Below are 15,558 nucleotides of genomic sequence, written 5' to 3'. Positions count from 1 at the left end.
CCGGTAGGCTGAGCAGGTGCCGCCATTTTCGGGGACGTGGTGCATGGGCAACGCAGGTGACGATGAGACCAAGCGCGGCCGCGCCATTGCGCCGGCGGCTGCGAAGCAGGATTTGACCGGCATCGGCGCCGCGCTCGCGCCTGCGATGTTCGCGGCACTCCTGTCGCGCATCTTCAACTGGTCGCGCAGCGGCGTGGGGCCCCGGCTGCTTGCCGCCGTGCTGCTGTTCTCCTCGGTCGTGACGCTGACCCTGACCGCGCTCCAGCTCTATCTGGATTACAATCGTGAGGTCGGACTGATCGAGACGCGGCTGGACGAGATCGGCCGCAGTACCACGGGCAGCCTCGGAGAGAGCCTGTGGAATCTCGACCAGAACCAGCTCAAGCTCCAGCTCGATGGCATTCTGCGGCTGCCTGAGATCCGTGCGGCGGAGGTCCGCGAAATCGCCGATCGGCCCAATCCGATCCGTGTCGAAGTCGGCGAGCGAAACACCCGTTCGATCATGACCCGGGAATTTCCGCTGAGCACCATGGTGCAGGGGACCTCGCGTGCCATCGGCACGCTCCGGGTCGAGGCGACGCTGACCGACGTCTACCAGCAATTGCTGAACAGGGCCCTCGTCATTCTGGCCAGCCAGGCGGCAAAGACGTTCCTCGTCTCGTTGTTCATCATCTACATGTTTCATCTGCTGGTGACCCGGCATCTCGTCGCCATCGCCGAGTACGTCGGCAAATACAGCCTCGGACGGCCGCCGCCGCCGCTGCGCCTGGAGCGCCGGCCGCCTTACGAGGCCGACGAGCTGGACAAGGTGGTTGTTGCTTTCAACGCGATGTGCGCCAACCTCGAACATGCCTATGGCGAGCTGCGCGAGGCCAATGAGAATCTCGAGCGTGACCTGAAGATCCGGCGGCACGCCGAGGAGAACGCCCGCGCGAGCGAGCAGCGCTTCCGTGATTATGCCGAGACCGCATCCGACTGGTTCTGGGAGACCGGCCCGGATCACGTGTTCACCTACATTTCGGATCGGGCGGATGCTTTCGGCATGGACCCGAGGACGCTGATCGGGAGGCGCCGCTCAGATGCCGCCTTCGACCGCGATGCCGAGCCGCAGAAATGGCGCGGTCACCTGGCGACGCTGGATCGCCACGAGCCGTTCCGGAAGTTCGAGTATCGCGGCCGCGATGCGGCTGGCCGCGTGCGCCATTTCAGCGTCAACGGCCAGCCGGTGTTGGGTGCCGACGGACGATTCATGGGGTATCGTGGTTCGGCAACCGATCTGACCGAGCAGCACGAGACTGAGGAGCGGCTTCGCCAGTCGCAGAAGATGGATGCGATCGGTCAGCTCACCGGTGGCGTCGCGCATGACTTCAACAACGTGCTCACTGTCATCACCGGCACCATCGAGATCATCCGGGAGGGGCTGACGGACAAGCCCGACCTGGCCGCGATCGCCCAGCTCATCGACGATGCGGCGGCGCGAGGCGCGGAGATCACCTCGCAGCTCCTGACCTTTGCGCGTCGCCAGCCGCTGGAGCCGCGCGAGATCGACGTCAACGGCCTCGTGCTCGAGACGGCGAAGCTGTTGAAGCCGACCCTGGGCGGAAACGTCGAAATCGTCACCCGCCTCGCGGACGACGCCTGGCCGGCGATGGCCGATCCGTCGCAGCTGTCGTCGGCGATCATCAATCTCGCCGTCAATGCGCGCGATGCGATGCCTGGCGGGGGCACGCTGACGCTCGAGACCGCGAACCGCGAATTCGATGGCGCGGATGGTGCTGGTGACGGCGACGCCACGCGCGGCGCCTTCATCATGGTCGCGGTGGCCGACACCGGCCATGGCATCCCCGCCGACCTCCGCGACCGCGTGTTCGAACCGTTCTTTACCACCAAAGGGGTCGGTCGCGGCACCGGGCTCGGCCTCAGCATGGTCTACGGCTTCGCCAAGCAGAGCGGCGGCAGCGTCGCGATCGAGAGTGAGGAGGGCCGCGGCACCGTGATTCGGCTGTTTCTGCCGCGATCTGCGGGCGGAGCGCAGGCCATGACCGGGCCACTGCAGGCGCCCGCGGCGGCACGCGGGCACGAGACGATTCTCGTCGTCGAGGACGATCCGCTGGTGCAGGGCTATGTCATCGCCCAGCTCGGCAGCCTCGGCTATCGCACCCTCGCAGCCGGCGACGGCGCAACCGCCCTTGCGCTGGTGCAGCAGGGTGCCCAATTCGATCTGCTGTTCACCGACATCATCATGCCCGGCGGCATGAACGGGCAGGAATTGGCCGAGGCCGTGCGGCGCCTCCGCCCGGGGATGAGGGTGCTCTATACGTCCGGCTATACCGACAACGCCCTCGACCACGAGGGTCATCTCGGTTCCGGCGTTGCGCTGCTGAGGAAGCCGTACCGGAAGGCGGACCTGTCATTGAGGGTCCGCGAGGTGCTCGGCGGCGAGCCGCCCGCCTGCGCAGCAGGCGCGTGACCCACGAAAAAGGCGCGGCGGGGAGGCCCCGTCGCGCCCGATTTCTTGCTCGCTGGTCCAGGGCTGAGAGCGCCCCGATGCCAAGCCTTTATTCAAAGCTTAGCGGGCGATCCCAGCGAGGTGACAGCGCTTGGTAAGAGACACTGGATCACCTCCTTTCGTTGGTTGCAGAAGACATCAATATAGGCGGCAATTCCGGTGTTGTTAAGGGGAGGCGGGTCGGAGGAACCAGCGGCTGTTCGCAGGGCCGGAAGGCGCTGGAAAGCAGTCGATTGGGCGGTTGATCTTGTCTTGGGCAGGTGATCCTGGGTAGTTGAGACCGCCGCCCGGCCGTGTTAGGGAGCCCCTGTCGCGGGTGTAGCTCAATGGTAGAGCAGCAGCCTTCCAAGCTGAATACGAGGGTTCGATTCCCTTCACCCGCTCCAACTCGATATCGCGAATATCACTTAAGATTCAATGTGTTGCATTGAGTGTGAACTCCGTCAAGAGTCCCCCAAAGTTATGCGCAATTTTCTTGGGGCGCTTATCGGGCGCAGCAGGAAAATAACTGAATCACTTTAACTAGATGTCGAAAATAGGAATGATTGCTCTCATTGATTTCGTGCGGTTTTATGAGCTTGCGTGAAGTTCGATGACGTACGCGCTGTTACGTAAGAAGATTATGCGGCTGTTTTCTGAACGTCGGAATTGCACATGCGCGTCATGCTCGACAGTAACGTGCACGACTTGATTGCAGCGGATCAGTCCGTACTCAGTGCGATCAATCAACGTATCGCTGACAGTCGATTGCGACTCGTGAGCACGCATGTTCAGCGCGATGAGTTGTCGCTGGCGCCAGAGCCGAAACGTGCCGCTCTGATGAAAATTTACGGGATGTCTGAGAGCGTACCGACTACCGGCGCGGTTTGGGATGTGTCGAAGTGGGATGAAAGCAGTTGGGGCACTGACGAAGTGAATGCCTCAATCGTCGCCATGATGTTTGGAAATCCAAACCACGCAGAGGACGCGCTGATAGCGGCAACGGCGGCGGGGCAGGCCGATGCTCTCGTAACAAACGAAACCCGGCTCGCCTCAAAGATTCAGCGCGCCGGCTTATCGGTCGAGGTGTGGTCATGGAGCGAATTCGTCGCTTGGTTATCCAGTTAGCCGATCACTCAGACCAGACGGTAACTGTTCGTCGAACCGCATGTAGCGAGCAAACAGCGGCTGCCCCTCTTCGTAAAATTTGAAGATACGCTCTTTGGCGGTCCTGACCTTTTTGATCGCTTCTGCCTTCTCCGATGAGTCTCGCATATCGACCATCTCTGCGGAGAAAACATTCACGTCGATAACGTTCTGCTGGAAAGCCTTCAGGTATGTGATGACGTCGTCTCCAAAGAAAAAATATGCCGACTCGATCGTGTCACCGAGTTCAAACTCTTCTTTTTGATCTAGCGACCCTTTGGATGAAACATTTCTCAATGCGGCTCTTACGACCAGGTAGACGGCGTGACGGCGATCAAACAGGTCGAGTGCAAGTTTCAATTTTGCAGTGCGATATTGAAAGTAGCCGATCAAAGCAACGAATGCGCTCGTACCAGCCGCAACAAGCCACTGAACGATAGTCATTGTGGGTCTCCGTGGTTTTTCTGCAGCCAGCACATAGGTTGCGATGCGACCGTGTTTCTCCTTGGCGTTGCTTTTATTGTTTCCATGCTATCCAATTCGAATATCGATTCTCTCCGGATCCGCTGAGTGAACTTGGCGGAATTTCTGCCAGCCGAGGAAGATGCGTTAGGAGCTGAACTGTGGCCAGTGCGGAAAAATTCTTTAGTGAGATTAAAGAGCACCCGGACCGTTTCTACATCATCCACTATTCATCTCAGTCGCTATTTGATGCCGAAGCGGGCGCGTTGTCTCCTAGAATAACTTCCATCGTGGTGCGGCACTTTACGTCTGCACAGACTGTTAGTTTTTCGACGCACACGACCGCAGAATATCTCCATATACCGCCCGATGAGGTGGAAGGAAAATACGACGAGATCGAGCGGGAGTTGCTTACGCATTTTTACAACTTCGTGCGGGATCGGCGAGAAAAGTACTGGGTCCATTGGAACATGCGTAATGTTACCTTTGGCTTTGAGCATATCGAACATCGATATCGGGTGCTTACTGGCCAAGAACCCCCAAGCATTCCGATTGAAGTTCGGATCAACCTGAACGACGTTTTGAAAAATCGCTATGGCGAAGACTACGCTCCAGATCCAAAAATGCTGTCGTTGATGGAGCTAAACGGCAGCAAGGTACAGGGCTTCCTATCCGGCAAAGAGGAATCTGAGGCATTTAAGGCCAAAGACTTCATCAGAATGAATACGTCCACCATAGCTAAGGTTGGCTTTTTTAGTTTCGTTATTACACAGGCCGTCAAGGGAAAGCTCAAAACAGCCGGCCATGGTTTCTTGAACTTCATTGACAGATTACTCGAAAGCCGGAAGGCGCGGCTCGTCGCGGGTATCAGCGCATGCGTTGGCTTGCTTGTTGGTCTTGTCCAGCTTGTGATTTGGCTCATTCCGACGCACGGCTGAAGATCGACTGTCAGATGCGGCGTGCCGTCGTGACCGTATCCTTGCCAAATGATCCTCTTCCTCAGATCCCTCGACGGCTCCCACGACAAGCGATCGCTCCCGGAAAAGCTGGTGCTGATCTTCAGGCAGCGAGTGTAAGTTGAAGGCAAAGGCGAGCGCTCCCCGGAAAAGGCAGCGAGCTGCCTAAGCCCAGCGCCTCTTGGCCGTAGCGTCCGGCGCCGAGCGAAGGAAACCACGCGCTCAATTGGTTCGGGCGCCGGACCTTGCCTTCTTGGGTGAAGCAACACCTCGCTCCCGGCGGGACTTCGCAGGAGCTTCAGGTTCGATCCCATTCTGCTGGTCGAACTTCCTGATCCACGATTGAATGTAGCCCGGATCGTCCGGACAAAGCTGCTCAAGTAAACGAAGGTTCTGCGCTCTGAATTCCACTAGGGTTTTCGGCAATTGTGCCTCCTCAAAACCCTGCCCATATCTAGGCTGCTGCATCGGGAAAAAGTGGTCAAGCCAAAAGGGCGCTTGAAAAGATCGGTGCGTTGATGCAGCGCCGACAGCAAAAACCCCGCCTGGGGGAAGCGGGGCTTTCGGGTGAAGCTTAGGGACGCTTCGACTGTATGACGCGCGATCGCGGAAAAAGTTCAAAGCTAGAAAGCGAACCACGCCAACACCGCAACGATCGGGATAATTGCCACGCCGAGAAGCACCAAGGGTGCAGGTTCATTGCCGGTCCTGTCGCTCAATGCTGATCTCCTTAAAAAGTCTCGGGTTAGCGGCGTGCCAGGGGGCTTTTAGGGGCTCAAACGTCACGTTTTTGGGCTTGGCTGCGGCGCAGGTGTGGCTTGCGGAGAAGGTGCCGGATTGCTCAATTGCTGAGGCGCTGCGGCTTCGCCGCCTGCGTGAGGAACGCACGTACCGATGTTGCTGAGCAGCCGTTTGGCCTGAAGGTCGCGCACCTTCGAGTATTCGCGTCGTCGCTCGATATTGGCCGCGGCCCATCGGTCCCAAGCCTCGAAAGCGTCCGTATAGTGCTTTCGCATCTGCTCCTCGGCGGCAAGGCAATCGGCAAACTTGTCGAAAACCAGGTCGGTGTTGACCGGGGTCATGCCTCCTACCAGGACAACAAGCATCCATTTCATCTTGCCGATCGCCTTTCGCGCCGGGCGAATTCTCCGCTAACGCGCGGAATTCCGTCCACTGTGGTTAGATGGCCCGACGGCTGCGACCGGCTACAAAACCGTAGACGAAAAGCACGATGATGGCGCCTACCACTGCCCCCACGAGTCCTGCGCCTTCTCCTGGCCGGTACCAGCCGAGGGATTGGCCAAGATAGGTCGCAACGAACGCGCCTATTATTCCCAGGATCGTGGTGAGGATGAAACCCGAGGGCTCGTTGTCGCCGGGCATGATGAACTTCGCGATGACGCCTGCGATGAACCCGATGATGATCGTCCAGATGATGCTCATATCTTTTCTCGAGTCTTGAGGAGTGTTATCCCGCGGATTGCGCCGGAAGACGTCCGTCGGGCGTGTATTTGTCCACCGCTGCCGGAAGCTCGCGCGACAATCGGTCGAGGATCTCCTGCTGAGACAGGCCGGTCTGCTGCTCAAGTTTTTGAAGAACGTCCGGACCGATAGCCTGCTGGAGTTCGGGCGGGCTGACTTCGCGGTTTGGCCCCTGATTGATCCAGGATTGAGCCGCATCGCCTTGCCCGTTCTGTCTGAAGTGCTCGAGCAACTCGCCGATCCCGCCGTTCAGCAGGGAACCGACGCCGCCGCCTCCCACAAGGCCGCCAAGATTGCCGATGATGCCGCTCAGGGAATCCTTGGCACCCGACGGCTGACCGGAGGTCGCATTGCGAAACATGTCGGCGAGCTTGTCCCGATTTTGATAACCGGCGATTGCGAGCATACCCAAGAGGGCGGTCATCGATGGCATTCCGCGGCTCATTTCCGGCTCCTGAGTTCGATGATGGGCAATCCTGTGCAAGAAATGGCGCCCCGCCTTGTGCTGGCCGCCGCATCACTCATCGCCCACAACATACGCGGGGCTGGGAAGTTCCACGTTTCCCCAGAACCACGTTTCCTCAGAACGATGGGCTGTCAGTCATTGCCAGTCCCGAACGAATTGAATGCGTCTCGCTTGACCGACTTGGCGTTTCGGGTCGGCAGAGCGACTCTATTCCTGTTCGCTATCCTTCTCCTCGCGCTGCTTCCGGGCACGATCGACTGCGCCGCCCTGGGGCTGCCCGCTGACCTTCACGCCGGGGAGATGATCGACCTTGTTGTTGGCGGCGTCTTCGGCACGCCGCAATTCACGATCGACGATGTCGCGTGATCCTTCTGCCGGTTCCTTGTCGAATGGGCTCTTGGTATTGGTGCTCATGATTGATCCTGCTCGTCGCCGCACGTTGATTTGCTGAGGCAAGCGCGGCTCACGCCCATCGTTCCTGTCGAGGCGGCAGCTTTTGTACAGGCTCCTTATTCCCTGTGGTCGTCGATTTCGGGGGCGACCTGTCCGTAGTTCAGCAGGGCCACCAGTGTCGTTCCGCCCAGAATATTGCCGAGGAGTGTCGGTACGAAGAAGTCCGAGGCATATTGTGAGAGCGATGCCCGGCCGCTCTGGACCAGGAAGGCGCACTCGACCGAGCCCGCGATGATGTGCGCGAACTGGCCGAGCGCGACCACATAGGTCATCACGACGATGATGTGTGCGCGCGATCCCTTGGTCGCCGGAAGAAGCCACGCCATCAAGGCGATCAACCAGCCGGCAAAGATCGCCCTGACAAGGGTCGTCGTGAACGTGCCCTCGATGGTGTGGCGGCTGAGGTCCACGAAGGCGTCCACGATGCGTGGTTCGAAGATGCTGGTGTGCGCGAGCACGGATCCGACCGCCCAGGTTCCCGCGATGTTGGAGGCGAGCACCAAGCCCCACAGCTTGATCACGCTCCACAGCGTGGCGAGATCCCTGTTGTGCAACAGCGGCAGGATCGGTGTCAGCGTGTTCTCGGTGAAGAGCTGCTGCCGTCCCAGCACCACGACCAGGAAACCGACGGTGTAGCCGAGCGGGGCCACCAGGCGCCGGGTGGCCTCGTCGGAAATCAGCGCGTGAAACTCACCCTGGACGATCAGGGACAATCCCATCGAAAGGCCGGCGGCGAGGCCGGACAGCACGATGGCCCACCATCGCCGCTCCAGTTCCTGCTCACCCTCGGCACGGATCGTCTCGTGGATGAGTGCGGCATTCGGCCGGCTTTGGGATTCGATCTGCTCGGTCTGGCGCCGCGAGACGCCGTCGAGCTTCGAGGCTGGATTGAAGGAGGCGCCGTCGCCAGGCTGGTCCACTCCGCGGTCTCCTGAAGGGCCGGTTCATCTCAATGCCCGGATCAAGGCCCGCGCCGGCAAGGGGTTCCTCGTGAGTGCTTCGACGCCGCAGCGCTGTTGAGGCACGGCGGCGCTGTGGTCGACCATCAGGAACCTTCGCTGGAAGCGGGTGTTTTCCACCGGGGAGGGGTGGCGATCTGACAAGAGGTCAATCGTGCAAGACAATTTGCGTGTGCGCTCGACCGCGCAAATCGCAGGCCATCCGATTCATCCGATGCTGGTGCCGATCCCGATCGCGTGCTTCATCGGGGCGCTGCTGACCGACATCGCCTATGTCGTCAGTGCCGAGATCATGTGGGCGGATTTTTCCGCCTGGCTTCTGGTCGTTGGCGTCATCTTCGGCGTGCTGGCCGCCATTGCCGGTCTGACCGATTTTCTCGGCAACCGCCTGGTGCGGGCACAGGCGCCGGCCTGGCCGCATCTGATCGGCAACGCGCTGGCGCTGGTCCTGGCCACCGTCAATGCGTTGATCCATACGCGCGATGCCTGGACCTCGGTGTGGCCGACCGGGCTCCTTCTTTCAGCCATCACCGTATTGATCCTGCCGGTCACCGGCTGGCTCGGCTGGGCAATGGTATATCGCCACGGCGTAGGAGTTGCGCGATGAACTCCGCAATCGCTCGGGCGCTGTTGTGCGCTTCGCTGCTGTCTCTGGCCGGCTGCAATGACGGCAGTGGCGATCCGAAGGCGCAAACGGGCGCCAACCCGACGCTACCCGACATCCAGCAATATCTGCTGCCGCCGATGCACATCGCCCGCATCGTCGGCTGGAAAAAGGACGAGACGCCGGCCGTTGCGCAGGGTTTGCAGGCCAAGGCCTTCGCGACCGGCTTGCAGCATCCCCGATTCCTCTACGTGCTTCCCAACGGCGACGTGCTGGTGGTGGAATCCAAGGCGCCGAAGGGCGCCCCGATCAAGCGGCCCAAGGAAATCGTGATGGGATATATCGAGTCCTGGGCGACATCCGGCGGCGACACCGGCGAGAGCAACCGCATCACGCTGCTGCGCGACAGCAATGGCGACGGCGTCCCGGACACGCAAAGCGTCTTCCTCGACCATCTCAACTCGCCGTTCGGCGTCGCGCTGGTCGGTAACGACCTCTATGTCGCCAACACCGATGCGATCGTCAGATATCCCTACACGGAGGGGGATACCAAGATCACCGCACCGGGCACGGTGCTGACGCAGCTGCCGGGCGGACCGATCGACCATCACTGGACCAAGAGCCTGGTCGCAAGCCCCGACGGCTCAAAGCTCTATGCCGGCGTCGGGTCCAACAGCAACATCACCGAGAACGGCATGGAAGCCGAGCACAATCGCGCCGCCATCCTCGAGATCGACCGTGCCAGCGGCCGCTGGCGCATCTTCGCAAGCGGCTTGCGCAATCCCAACGGCCTCAGTTTCGAGCCGCAGACCGGGGCGCTGTGGGCAGTCGTGAACGAGCGCGACGAACTCGGTCCCGATCTCGTGCCGGACTACATGACATCGGTGAAGGACGGCGGCTTCTATGGCTGGCCCTACAGCTATTACGGCCAGCATGTCGATCCCCGAGTCAAGCCGGAGCGGCCCGACCTCGTCGCCAAGGCGATCGTGCCTGACTATGCGCTGAGTTCGCATGTCGCGCCGCTTGGAATGGCCTTCAACACGAGCGCGAGTTTGCCGGCCGCCTATCGCGGCGGTGCCTTCGTCGGCGAGCACGGCAGTTGGAACAGGCAGGTCTTGAACGGCTACAAGGTGGTGTTCGTGCCGTTCACGGACGGCAAGCCGAGCGGCCCGCCGCAAGATGTCGTCACCGGCTTCCTCAACAGCGACAACCAGGCGCGCGGGCGGCCCGTCGGCGTCGCCGTCGACAAGACCGGCGCGCTGCTGGTCGCCGATGACAGCGGCAACACGGTGTGGCGCGTGACCGCCGCGCACCCGCAGCTCACACAGCGATAGATCTCGAGGAGTTTCACCATGGGCCTTGCTCAATACACGATCGTGCCCGTGCAGGATGAATGGGGCGTGCTGCACGACGGCGACGTCAGGAACAGATACTCCACCAAGGAAGCGGCCTTCGAGTCGGCGGTGGCTGCCGCTTCGCTGGCGCTTCGCGAGGGACACGAAGTCCATGTCAGCGTGCCCGGCCGCGAAGCCGGCGAGAATGCGCTCGGAATTTGATGGGACACCCCGAGCAGAACACTTCAGGAGGCTGCGATGACCAAGCCCCGTGAGCCGAACGGCATTGAGCCCTCCCGCTCCGAAGACGACATTCAGCGCGACCAGCTCGGGCCGCGCGGCGTGCCGAATGCGCCGGATCCGGCCAAGATGACCCCCCAACGCGACAAGAAAACGCCGAAGCACGTGGATCCCGGCCATACAGCCTGACGGCTGCCCCGCGGCTTTTCTGTTCGGGCCGGTAAGTCGCCGCCCCGGCGGTCGTCGACTACGCCGCCGCAACGATATCCGTCTTGGCAAAGTCGTCGCCGACGTAAAGAAGTGCGCAGCCATGCTCCTTGGCGACATCGTAGGCGAAGCAGTCACCAAAGTTGAGACCGGCAGGACGAATGCCTTTGCCCCAACGCGAGTAGATTTGCGCCACGCGTTCGGCCGAAGATTGGGTCACTGAGATCACGTTCAAACCGAGATCGTTAATCAGCTTGTTCATCTCTTCGTCGACGCCCCGCCGTGCCGCGACGATCAGGCTTTCTGCAACGGAGGCCGCCGAGATCAGGATTTCGTCGGCGGTGTCCAGCGCGGTGATGCAAGCATCGGCCTGCGGTTCGTCGAGCACGATCGCCATCAGTGCGGAGGTATCGACCGCGATCATTCCGGCAGTCCGTCGTCGCCGAAAAGAAAGTCCTGACTGCGCGCGGCGCTCGGTCCGGGAATAGCTTTGGCCCCGCCGGTCCTTCGTGCCGCCTCGAGCAGTGTCCGGCGGGCGGCGCGGTCCGGCGGAAGCTTGACCGGGACGAGCCGCACCGCGGGATGTCCATGCCGCGTCAGGATCACCTCGTCGCCAGCCTCTGCGCGGCGGACAAGATCGGTCAATTGTCCTTTTGCGTCGGTAACGGAGACCCGCATCTCATTGTCCTTCCTCAATTTTCATAAAATGGACCATGCAATGGTCCAATGTCAACTACCTCCCACCCCGCTATCGTCGGACGCGATCTCGCGGCCGATCTCGGCATGAGCCTGCCGGCGGTGTTCGCCGGGACGTGGGCTCTCTCGCACAAAATAACATCGTGTTAGGTTTGTCGAATAACCGGGTAATTGTGTTAGCCCGGCGTTAGCCTATCGTCGCCACCAAGCAGACACCCATCGGCAGTGACAAGCGCTCGCGAAACTCCGCAGAGCGGCCGGAGAGTGCTGCCCAATTTTGAGCGAAGCCCGCCAACGGGACGTCAGCAGAAACCCAAGGGAGGAATCTTGAGATGACCGCGACCCATCAGATGAGTCAGTCCAGGAAGGCCGCTGCGAGCGGCTGGATCGGGTCGGCTCTCGAATACTATGACTTCTTCATCTACGCGACCGCCGCGTCGCTGATCTTCCCGCAAATCTTCTTCCCGTCGGAGAATCCCACCGTCGCGATCGTTGCGTCGCTGGCAACCTATGGCGTCGGCTATGTGGCTCGTCCCATCGGTGCCTTCGTCCTCGGGCACTGGGGCGACACCCATGGCCGCAAGACGGTTCTCATCGTCTGCATGTTTCTGATGGGCATCTCGACGATGGCCGTGGGTATCCTGCCGACCTACCAGCAGGTTGGCATCCTGGCGCCAATTCTGCTCGTCATTCTGCGCCTCGTGCAGGGATTTGCCGTTGCCGGCGAAATCTCAGGCGCAAGCTCGATGATCCTGGAGCACGCGCCGTTCGGTCGGCGGGGCTTCTATGCCAGCTTCGCCCTTCAGGGCGTGCAGGCCGGACAGATCCTCGCCGCAGCAATCTTCCTGCCCTTGGCGGCCTACATGCCGACCGAGGCCTTCAACAGTTGGGGGTGGCGCATTCCCTTCCTGCTCAGCTTCTTCGTCATCGTCGCGGGCTACATCATTCGTCGCGAAGTCGACGAGACTCCGGCCTTTGCCCGAGAGGGCGAGCGGGGAGAAGCGCCGAGGGCGCCCATCGTCCAGGCTATCAGGCTGAGCTGGCGCGACATGCTCAGGGTCATCTGCATGGCCCTGATGAACGTCATTCCTGTGGTTGCGACCATCTTCGGCGCGGCCTATGCGGTGCAGCCGGCCTACGGGATCGGTTTTGCCAAGGACGTCTATCTATGGATCCCCGTGCTCGGAAATATGCTGGCGGTGTTCGTCATTCCCTTCGTCGGAAATCTCTCCGACAAGGTCGGCCGCAAGCCTCCGATCGTCGTCGGCGCGCTGCTCTCGGGCGCGCTCGCTTTCGGCTATCTTTATGCCATCAGCATCAGGAATGTGCCGCTGGCAATATTGGTGTCGCTGCTGATGTGGGGCGTCGTCTATCAGGGCTACAACGCGATCTTCCCGAGCTTTTACCCGGAGCTGTTTCCGACCCGCACCCGCGTCTCGGCGATGGCGATCTCGCAGAACATCGGAACCACCATCACCGCATTGCTTCCCGCCCTGTTTGCGACCGTCGCGCCTCCCGGCTCGACCAACATTCCGTTGACGGTGGGGGCGATTGCCTTCGCTATCACGGTCATCGCCGCGCTGGCGGCCCTGACCGCGCGGGAAACCTATCGGATCAGGATCGACGATCTCGGCAATCCCAATGCCGTTCCGATGCCGCGGGCAGATTATGACCGTCAGCGCGCCGGCGATGCGGTGAGCGGGGCTGCCACGGTTCGGACCTGACGGATATGGTAGAGGCAACTGCCGCCGCGATCGATGATGTTCGCGGCGGCGGGGCCTCACTGCATAGTCAGGCTGCCGATTCGAATTTGGCGCGCGTGAGCGCAATCAATATGAGGTTGCAAGATGAACCCTGCTGTCATTGCTGTCGCCATCACCGGCTCCGTTCCGCGCAAGAAGGACAATCCCGCGGTCCCGATCCTGCCGTCCGAACAGATCGAATCGACGCACCAGGCCTTCGAAGCCGGTGCCACGCTCGCCCATATCCATGTTCGCAACGATGACGAGACGCCGTCCTCCGATCCCGAGCGTTTCGCCGTGGTGCAGGCGGGGATCAGGAAGCACTGTCCTGGCATGATCGTTCAGTTCTCGACCGGCGGGCGGGGTCGCGATCCCTCGGCGCGCGGATCGTCGCTCTACCTGAAGCCGGACATGGCCTCGCTGTCCACGGGTTCGGTGAACTTTCCGACCATCGTGTACGAGAACAGCGCCGCGCTGGTCGAGACCCTCGCCACCGGGATGAAGGCGAATGGCATCCGGCCGGAAATCGAGATCTTCGATTTGTCGCATCTGCATGGCGCCCGCCGTCTGATCGAGGCAGGGCTGATCGACCAGCATCCGCATGTGCAGTTCGTCATGGGCGTCAAGAACGCCATGCCCGCGGACGAGCATGTGCTCGACATCCTGCTGGGAGAGCTTAGGCGGCTGATCCCGAAGGCGACGTGGACGGCAGCCGGGATCGGACGCCACCAGGCCGAGGTCATGGGCTGGGCGCTCGCGCGGGGCGCCGATGCGGTCCGCACCGGGCTTGAAGACAATATCAGGATCGACAAGGCGCGCCTCGCGGCCAGCAACGCCGAGCTCGTGGCCATCGCCGGTGAGGCTGTCGCGCGCCACGGCCGGCGCGTGGCGACTGCGGCCGAGGCGCGATCCCTGCTCGGGCTCGCGGGGTAGGCGGCTCCTGCCGCCTCCTGACATGCTCCCGGCCGCCTGCTGCCATTCGACGGCCGGCGTTTCCGTACGCTGAGTCTCCGGGTAAGACTGGCGTCACAGGCGTGATCGGCGCCTGCCGGGCAGGCGACGGTTGGAATGCGGTTCTTGAAATCTGACAGCAGGCTCATCGGGGTCCTGCTGGTGCTTGCGGTCTCCCAGCTTGTCGGGTGGGGTACGATAGGTCTTCCCGCCATCGTCGGACGCGATCTCGCGGCCGATCTCGGCATGAGCCTGCCGGCGGTGTTCGCCGGGACGTCCGTTCTCTATGTGTCGATGGGGCTGTGCGCGCCCTGGCTCGCCAAGTCGTTTGCGCGGCACGGCGCACGAAAGGTCATGATCTCAGGCACGGTCCTCACCGTGCCGGGCTTCATCCTGCTGTCCCTCGCGCGCGAGCCGACGCTGTATTTCGCGGCCTGGATCGTCCTCGGCATTGCCGGCAGCGCCACGCTTTCGACCGGCGCCTATATCATGCTGAACGAGGTCGCCGGGCGGCAGGCCAAGAATGCCATCGGCGCGCTGATGCTGGTGACGGGCCTGTCGAGCAGCATCTTCTGGCCGACGACGTCGTTCCTCAGCGGTCTGCTCGGCTGGCGCGGGATGTGCCTCGTCTATGCGGCGATGATGGTCGTCATCAACCTTCCGCTCTATGCGTTCCTCGCACCGCGCCGGAAAATCGCCGGTGATCGTGGCGGGGAGCCGGTGAAGTTGTCACCGCCGCCCGCGATTCCCAGGAGCACCTTCAGCCTCGTCGTCGCCGCGATCACGCTGAATGCCTTCGTCAATTTCGGCATCGGCGCCATCATGATCGAATTGTTGAGGGCGGAGGGGCTTTCCCCGGCGCAGGCGCTTGCGTTCGGCTCGATGCTGGGCGTGATCCAGGTCAGCGCCCGCGGGCTCGATTTTCTCGGCGGAGGGCGGTGGGACGGAATCACGACCGGGCTCGTCGCCGGCACGGCGCTCCCGGTCGCCATGCTGCTGCTGATGACGAGCGATGGCGCGACCTGGGCGGTTGCGGCCTTCATCCTGCTCTATGGCGCCGGCAGCGGCGCGATGGCGGTGGCGCGGGCGACGATCCCGCTCGTGTTTTACGATCAGGCCGAGTTCGCCAAGGCGATGTCGATGATCGCGCTGCCGCTCAATCTCGCCTCCGCGGTCTCGCCGCCGCTCCTTGTCGGCCTGCTCACCGAGTTCGGCAGCCGCGGCGCGCTCGGTCTCACCTTCGTCTGCTCCTGCGCCACGGTGCTGATCCTTGTCCTGCTCGGCCGCCGGCGGCCGCAGGTGGCCGCAGCGGCCGTGACCTGAGAATATTCGCGCTGCGGAAATTACCGCGCCGGTGACCCTGCGCCGGGCG

Annotated in this window: 18 protein-coding genes and 1 tRNA gene; 11 read left to right on the top strand and 8 right to left on the bottom strand. The window is 61.9% G+C overall.

Going from position 1 to position 15,558, the window contains the following annotated elements; all coding sequences use genetic code 11:
* Positions 1-43: 43 nt before the first annotated feature.
* From AC0L3C_RS30660 to AC0L3C_RS30650, 3 genes are all read left to right on the top strand, one after another.
* On the top strand, positions 44-2,470 hold the full coding sequence (locus AC0L3C_RS30660) for an ATP-binding protein (protein WP_473409805.1): 2,427 nt from the start codon (positions 44-46) through the stop codon (positions 2,468-2,470).
* A 351-nt stretch (positions 2,471-2,821) separates the two neighbouring features.
* A tRNA-Gly gene (locus AC0L3C_RS30655) sits at positions 2,822-2,895 on the top strand.
* Between the two features lie 268 nt (positions 2,896-3,163).
* Positions 3,164-3,616, top strand: a complete 453-nt coding sequence (locus tag AC0L3C_RS30650) for a hypothetical protein (protein WP_473409804.1) — start codon at positions 3,164-3,166, stop codon at positions 3,614-3,616.
* Here the strand turns inward: AC0L3C_RS30650 and AC0L3C_RS30645 are convergent.
* Positions 3,605-4,078 carry a hypothetical protein gene (locus AC0L3C_RS30645; protein ID WP_473409803.1) on the bottom strand — a complete coding sequence of 158 codons (474 nt, stop codon included), beginning with the start codon at positions 4,076-4,078 and terminating at the stop codon, positions 3,605-3,607. The two genes, AC0L3C_RS30650 and AC0L3C_RS30645, sit on opposite strands and share 12 nt — an antisense overlap.
* Before the next feature lie 179 nt (positions 4,079-4,257).
* Between AC0L3C_RS30645 and AC0L3C_RS30640 the strand changes: the two genes are divergently transcribed.
* Complete coding sequence (locus AC0L3C_RS30640; RefSeq protein WP_473409802.1) at positions 4,258-5,034, top strand: hypothetical protein; 777 nt, start codon at positions 4,258-4,260, stop codon at positions 5,032-5,034.
* A gap of 800 nt (positions 5,035-5,834) precedes the next feature.
* Here the strand turns inward: AC0L3C_RS30640 and AC0L3C_RS30635 are convergent.
* The 5 genes from AC0L3C_RS30635 to AC0L3C_RS30615 form a co-directional block, all read right to left on the bottom strand.
* On the bottom strand, positions 5,835-6,167 hold the full coding sequence (locus tag AC0L3C_RS30635; RefSeq protein WP_247287070.1) for a hypothetical protein: 333 nt from the start codon (positions 6,165-6,167) through the stop codon (positions 5,835-5,837).
* A 64-nt stretch (positions 6,168-6,231) separates the two neighbouring features.
* The gene (locus AC0L3C_RS30630; protein WP_473409801.1) at positions 6,232-6,495 is read right to left on the bottom strand and encodes a GlsB/YeaQ/YmgE family stress response membrane protein; all 264 of its coding nucleotides are present in this window, start codon (positions 6,493-6,495) and stop codon (positions 6,232-6,234) included.
* Positions 6,496-6,520: 25 nt separating this feature from the next.
* The gene (locus AC0L3C_RS30625; RefSeq protein WP_473409843.1) at positions 6,521-6,979 is read right to left on the bottom strand and encodes a YidB family protein; all 459 of its coding nucleotides are present in this window, start codon (positions 6,977-6,979) and stop codon (positions 6,521-6,523) included.
* 228 nt (positions 6,980-7,207) lie between these two features.
* Positions 7,208-7,414, bottom strand: coding sequence for a hypothetical protein (locus AC0L3C_RS30620; protein WP_473409800.1), 207 nt, complete (start codon positions 7,412-7,414; stop codon positions 7,208-7,210).
* Positions 7,415-7,509: 95 nt separating this feature from the next.
* On the bottom strand, positions 7,510-8,373 hold the full coding sequence (locus AC0L3C_RS30615) for a formate/nitrite transporter family protein (protein ID WP_473409799.1): 864 nt from the start codon (positions 8,371-8,373) through the stop codon (positions 7,510-7,512).
* A gap of 193 nt (positions 8,374-8,566) precedes the next feature.
* Here AC0L3C_RS30615 and AC0L3C_RS30610 point away from each other — a divergent pair, with 193 nt between their 5' ends.
* From AC0L3C_RS30610 to AC0L3C_RS30595, 4 genes are read left to right on the top strand one after another with little or no spacing between them, the layout of a single operon-like run.
* Positions 8,567-9,019 (top strand): DUF2231 domain-containing protein, encoded by a 453-nt coding sequence (locus tag AC0L3C_RS30610; protein WP_473409798.1) that lies wholly within the window; start codon positions 8,567-8,569, stop codon positions 9,017-9,019.
* Entirely contained in the window at positions 9,016-10,350 is a 1,335-nt protein-coding gene (locus AC0L3C_RS30605; protein WP_473409797.1) for a PQQ-dependent sugar dehydrogenase, read from the top strand. The genes AC0L3C_RS30610 and AC0L3C_RS30605 overlap by 4 nt, the downstream gene beginning before the upstream one ends.
* Positions 10,351-10,368: 18 nt before the next feature.
* On the top strand, positions 10,369-10,572 hold the full coding sequence (locus AC0L3C_RS30600; RefSeq protein WP_007602912.1) for a hypothetical protein: 204 nt from the start codon (positions 10,369-10,371) through the stop codon (positions 10,570-10,572).
* A 36-nt stretch (positions 10,573-10,608) separates the two neighbouring features.
* The gene (locus AC0L3C_RS30595) at positions 10,609-10,779 is read left to right on the top strand and encodes a hypothetical protein (protein WP_473287601.1); all 171 of its coding nucleotides are present in this window, start codon (positions 10,609-10,611) and stop codon (positions 10,777-10,779) included.
* Positions 10,780-10,837: 58 nt separating this feature from the next.
* On the opposite strand, the gene AC0L3C_RS30590 is transcribed toward AC0L3C_RS30595, so the two are convergent.
* Together AC0L3C_RS30590 and AC0L3C_RS30585 are read right to left on the bottom strand one after the other, a co-directional pair.
* Positions 10,838-11,221 (bottom strand): type II toxin-antitoxin system VapC family toxin, encoded by a 384-nt coding sequence (locus tag AC0L3C_RS30590; protein WP_473284531.1) that lies wholly within the window; start codon positions 11,219-11,221, stop codon positions 10,838-10,840.
* Positions 11,218-11,475, bottom strand: a complete 258-nt coding sequence (locus AC0L3C_RS30585; protein ID WP_027567528.1) for a type II toxin-antitoxin system Phd/YefM family antitoxin — start codon at positions 11,473-11,475, stop codon at positions 11,218-11,220. Before AC0L3C_RS30585 ends, AC0L3C_RS30590 begins: the two co-directional genes overlap by 4 nt.
* A 350-nt stretch (positions 11,476-11,825) precedes the next feature.
* On the opposite strand from AC0L3C_RS30585, the gene AC0L3C_RS30580 reads away from it, so the two are divergent.
* The 3 genes from AC0L3C_RS30580 (at position 11,826) to AC0L3C_RS30570 (ending at position 15,509) form a co-directional block, all read left to right on the top strand.
* Positions 11,826-13,217, top strand: coding sequence for an MFS transporter (locus AC0L3C_RS30580; RefSeq protein ID WP_473284529.1), 1,392 nt, complete (start codon positions 11,826-11,828; stop codon positions 13,215-13,217).
* A 123-nt stretch (positions 13,218-13,340) separates the two neighbouring features.
* Positions 13,341-14,168: a 3-oxoadipate:acetyl-CoA acetyltransferase gene (locus tag AC0L3C_RS30575; RefSeq protein WP_473409796.1), complete on the top strand. Its 828-nt coding sequence runs from the start codon at positions 13,341-13,343 to the stop codon at positions 14,166-14,168.
* A 135-nt stretch (positions 14,169-14,303) separates the two neighbouring features.
* Positions 14,304-15,509, top strand: coding sequence for an MFS transporter (locus AC0L3C_RS30570; protein ID WP_473409795.1), 1,206 nt, complete (start codon positions 14,304-14,306; stop codon positions 15,507-15,509).
* Positions 15,510-15,558 lie beyond the last annotated feature (49 nt).

This window comes from Bradyrhizobium sp. WSM4872, assembly GCF_055811715.1.
Note: the sequence above shows the minus strand (reverse complement) of the source record. Positions and strands in the feature narration are given on the sequence as shown.

Coding starts and splice junctions, on each gene's coding strand:
- AC0L3C_RS30660 (WP_473409805.1), top strand. CDS start 44: ATGGGCAACGCAGGTGACGATGAGACCAAGCGCGGCCGCGCCATTGCG.
- AC0L3C_RS30650 (WP_473409804.1), top strand. CDS start 3,164: ATGCGCGTCATGCTCGACAGTAACGTGCACGACTTGATTGCAGCGGAT.
- AC0L3C_RS30645 (WP_473409803.1), bottom strand. CDS start 4,078: ATGACTATCGTTCAGTGGCTTGTTGCGGCTGGTACGAGCGCATTCGTT.
- AC0L3C_RS30635 (WP_247287070.1), bottom strand. CDS start 6,167: ATGAAATGGATGCTTGTTGTCCTGGTAGGAGGCATGACCCCGGTCAAC.
- AC0L3C_RS30630 (WP_473409801.1), bottom strand. CDS start 6,495: ATGAGCATCATCTGGACGATCATCATCGGGTTCATCGCAGGCGTCATC.
- AC0L3C_RS30625 (WP_473409843.1), bottom strand. CDS start 6,979: ATGAGCCGCGGAATGCCATCGATGACCGCCCTCTTGGGTATGCTCGCA.
- AC0L3C_RS30620 (WP_473409800.1), bottom strand. CDS start 7,414: ATGAGCACCAATACCAAGAGCCCATTCGACAAGGAACCGGCAGAAGGA.
- AC0L3C_RS30605 (WP_473409797.1), top strand. CDS start 9,016: ATGAACTCCGCAATCGCTCGGGCGCTGTTGTGCGCTTCGCTGCTGTCT.
- AC0L3C_RS30600 (WP_007602912.1), top strand. CDS start 10,369: ATGGGCCTTGCTCAATACACGATCGTGCCCGTGCAGGATGAATGGGGC.
- AC0L3C_RS30595 (WP_473287601.1), top strand. CDS start 10,609: ATGACCAAGCCCCGTGAGCCGAACGGCATTGAGCCCTCCCGCTCCGAA.
- AC0L3C_RS30590 (WP_473284531.1), bottom strand. CDS start 11,221: ATGATCGCGGTCGATACCTCCGCACTGATGGCGATCGTGCTCGACGAA.
- AC0L3C_RS30585 (WP_027567528.1), bottom strand. CDS start 11,475: ATGCGGGTCTCCGTTACCGACGCAAAAGGACAATTGACCGATCTTGTC.
- AC0L3C_RS30580 (WP_473284529.1), top strand. CDS start 11,826: ATGACCGCGACCCATCAGATGAGTCAGTCCAGGAAGGCCGCTGCGAGC.
- AC0L3C_RS30575 (WP_473409796.1), top strand. CDS start 13,341: ATGAACCCTGCTGTCATTGCTGTCGCCATCACCGGCTCCGTTCCGCGC.
- AC0L3C_RS30570 (WP_473409795.1), top strand. CDS start 14,304: ATGCGGTTCTTGAAATCTGACAGCAGGCTCATCGGGGTCCTGCTGGTG.